Annotated in this window: 4 protein-coding genes; 1 reads left to right on the top strand and 3 read right to left on the bottom strand. The window is 55.6% G+C overall.

Annotated elements, in window-relative coordinates; genetic code table 11:
• Window positions 1-105: 105 nt before the first annotated feature.
• Both BP737_RS07685 and BP737_RS07680 read right to left on the bottom strand, forming a co-directional pair.
• On the bottom strand, window positions 106-549 hold the full coding sequence (locus BP737_RS07685) for a hypothetical protein (protein WP_292407174.1): 444 nt from the start codon (window positions 547-549) through the stop codon (window positions 106-108).
• Window positions 550-807: 258 nt separating this feature from the next.
• Window positions 808-2,268 (bottom strand): ATP-binding protein, encoded by a 1,461-nt coding sequence (locus BP737_RS07680; RefSeq protein ID WP_342686089.1) that lies wholly within the window; start codon window positions 2,266-2,268, stop codon window positions 808-810.
• 252 nt (window positions 2,269-2,520) lie between these two features.
• Here BP737_RS07680 and BP737_RS07675 point away from each other — a divergent pair, with 252 nt between their 5' ends.
• The gene (locus BP737_RS07675) at window positions 2,521-2,862 is read left to right on the top strand and encodes a DUF86 domain-containing protein (RefSeq protein ID WP_342686088.1); all 342 of its coding nucleotides are present in this window, start codon (window positions 2,521-2,523) and stop codon (window positions 2,860-2,862) included.
• Window positions 2,863-3,134: 272 nt separating this feature from the next.
• On the opposite strand, the gene BP737_RS07670 is transcribed toward BP737_RS07675, so the two are convergent.
• Window positions 3,135-3,398, bottom strand: a 264-nt coding sequence (locus BP737_RS07670) for a hypothetical protein (protein ID WP_342686087.1), incomplete at its 5' end; no start/stop codon positions are given.

The following is a 3,398-nucleotide window of genomic DNA, read 5'->3' as shown; positions in this document are numbered from 1 at the left end:
CAGTTATGGAATCATGGAATTTGTGCAGCAACCTGTTGCACAAATGCGGGGTCCGGCCATGGATCGGGACGCCGGAGCAATCCTATGTCCTCTGTTCGACCCTACTCAGAGCGGGAAGATCGCGTACTGGATGTACCAGAGGTACTGCACCACCGGTATCCAGAAGTGGTACCCCTCCCAGCAGCTGGTGGCGAACCGGAAGTCGACGACGACCTCCCAGGCGAGTGGAAAGAACATCAGCACCGGGACGGCGCAGGCGAGGAGGCGGGGGGAGGTGCATTTTGCGAAGACGGCGGCATACAATACCGCGGTCCCGGCCCGGAGCGGCTCGAAGAAGACCGCATAGGGCCCGGAGCCCGGAGAGGAAGTCGCCGGCGTGGGGGCGTAATGGCCGGCCACGGTGCTCCAGAGGCTCTCTGTCCCGGAAGGGAGTACTTCGGCTCCGGCGGCGGTGTAGCCTGCCACCCAGGCGCAGGAGATCGTGGGGCAGGTTGTAGAGGCAGGGAGGCCTCTATTGGCATCGATATGACGATTGTTTTGGAGTGCCACACGGCCGATTACATGCCCGTTACATTCCTTGAAAGTCGATACGCGATGAGATATGGCGATACAGTATCCAATCAGGGGTTTTACGAAGAGGGGAGAGCTGGCTCTTTGAACCGGGATGTACATACCGGCGGTCGTGTATGGATTACATACCCGTTACATATCAAAAATCAACTAAAATTGGCGTATTCTGAGATATTCTCGCAAAATGAATTTTTTCGGATCAAAGTCAGAACAATCAGCACGTATGGATTACATACCTCATGCCCAGTACGGGACATATCTCCTGGTTCTGTTTGATCGAGTTTCCGGGTCCTGCAGTCGAATCAGACCCGCCTCTATCGTATCACCGATAATGCGGGAGGCAATAGGGTAGTTCTGATCGTTGATGCCCAGCCGCCCTCTCAACGAGGCATTCGTCATAGACTCCCTGCAGACATATCTGAGACATGCATGCTGGTAACAGGCCCTCACTCTGTCCTCCCGTCCCATCTCGCTATAACTCTGATGCGCGAAGAGTGTGACGCGCATGAAATCCTCGTCTTCCTGGAAGTCCGGTGCAGGCAACTGGTACAATTCAATACACCCGATGGCGCGGTCAACCCCGCTTCCCCGCTCTTCGCAGATGTTCATCCTGCGCATCATCGAAGCAAGGGTTTCATTTCGTGATCGGGGAGGATGGTCGATGAACCGTTCGGGATCAATCAGGGGTTTTCCGGGATTCGAGATCTCCATGCGGTCCTCAAAGATCTCAACCATGGGCCCGGTTCCGGATACGGAGAAATCCTGATGAATGAGGGCATTCGCGACGATTTCACGGATTGCAACCTTCGGGTACATCCTCTCCTCAACCCGCAATGCACCCTCGATGACCTCGTTAGAAGGCAGTTGGTCACAGATCCAGTCGATTGCAGACTCAAACGCAGTGGCGTATCCCCCGCGAGGGCTATGCTCTTTCTTCGCGTGCGTCCGGCCTTTGCCATCGTATATAATAATGCGCAGCCCTTTCCTGCGGAGAGACGGGAAGTTGTCGAGGTCGCGCGCAAAAAGAAGTGCGCCCAGGTTCGTGATGTTAAATCCTGCCCCATCTCTGGAAATTGCTTGTTCTTCCTCAAGCCTCTTTAAAATCCCGGACTTACTTTCCGGAAGCGGAATCTCAAGAAGGTGGAAAAACGCCGGATAATCAAGGAGATCGAGTACTTCATTGCCTGTTATGCCCGAAGATGCGTATCCCTCTTCAAACATGACGGGATGCGTAAGCGCCCATAACTTACGCTCCAGCTCCGGGTGATCGGAGAGTTTCTTTTTATACGAACCTACCCGGATATACTCGGTTCCATCAAACCTGACGGGACGTTCGTATGCGGCGTCGATCTGAACAACGATAATAGGTCTATCTTCGCACGTAATCTCATGGAACGAAAAGTCGACACGGGGATCGAGTAACCGTTTCAACCACGGTTCAAGGTCTTCGTTCCCCCGTCCTTTCTCTGTCCGTGGAGTGAATGTTGTACCGAGAATCTCATGAGTAGCGTCGTCGATTCCAAAGACCAGATATCCGTTTTTCACTCGATGGAGAAGTGCCGAGTTGCTCAAAGCGGAGATGTATTCTCCTATCATGTGTGGTTCGAAGTTGTTCACTTTGAAGTCAAACCACTCTTTTTCTGTAGGATAGCGACGCAGTTCGTCAACGAGGTCGCATAAACATCCTCTCTCTTTCATTCTGTGCCCCTCTTCAAAAACCCTCAACCCTCCCTCCGCACTGTCCTCCTCATTCCAGAAGAGTTACAGATCTCTCACCGTCCGGGCAGTGAGATCAAGATATTCCGGGAGATCTGTCCCTCTGTTACCACTTTTACATTGGCAATTCCTCGATGATATACGTATCATCTCACCCTCTCCTTTGCGTCCCCCCGCATCACCCAGGAGTATCCCACGCTTGACCTTCCGCCTGTGCCTCCTGCGATCGATACAGTGCCTTCCTATGGTCACAGAGATCGCACCGGCCGAGGTCCCCTTCACCCGCTCGAACTCGCGGGAATCGAACACGCCGGGATCGAGCGGATGCCGACCATCATCGGCGAAGCGGCAAAGAGGATCTCGCCGGAGTTACGCGGGGAGCACCCGGAGATCCCCTGGAGGGAGGCGGCCGGGATACGGGACCGGATTATTCACCACTACTTCGGCGTGGATTACGAAGCGGTGTTCCTGACCGTGCAGGACGATCTCCCGGTGCTGAAGCAGGGGATTCTCTCGATCCTCGCCGAGGCCCGAGCGGCAGGGATGCCGCCCGGGCGGGAACCGGCGGAAGAGTGAGTTGCGACGGGCCGATGGGTGCGATGTTCCGGAGAACGACCGTCCGTAGGATGCGACGGACGGAACGTCCGGAGCTTGAGAAGCCATCAGGCTTCGGGACAGGAGTTCGAGAAGACCAGAGGTCTTTGAGGTGTGAGCGAAAGCGAACGGGAGCACCGTCAGGTGCGGCGAGACTCTCTTAAGCCGTTCGCTACCTTCGGGTTATTCCCCAGGACGTGCGGGCAGAGGCTCCCTCGACCGGGATCGTGAGACTTACAGGCGGATCTCCCCGGTCAGTGCGGGACAAACGGTTCAGCGGTAAATTCGAGTATCTGCCCGGAGGATTCTATCACATCCGGTGTGCGGAACAACAGGACTAACGTTCCCCGGTAGAAGGTAGCGAAATCGGCGCTGACTCTCGTATTGGCGGGTATGGGCTGCTGAAGGGGTAGGGTCAGCTCCACAACCTCACCCGGTTCCAGCATGTCGTCGCCGTCTCCGCTTTCGTGCCAGGCGGTGGAATACTCTCCGGGCTTGAGTGTGTAGAGGTCGTGAGT

Source organism: Methanoculleus sp. UBA291 (assembly GCF_002499755.1).
GTDB classification, from domain to species: domain Archaea; phylum Halobacteriota; class Methanomicrobia; order Methanomicrobiales; family Methanoculleaceae; genus Methanoculleus; species Methanoculleus palmolei.
Note: the sequence above shows the minus strand (reverse complement) of the source record. Positions and strands in the feature narration are given on the sequence as shown.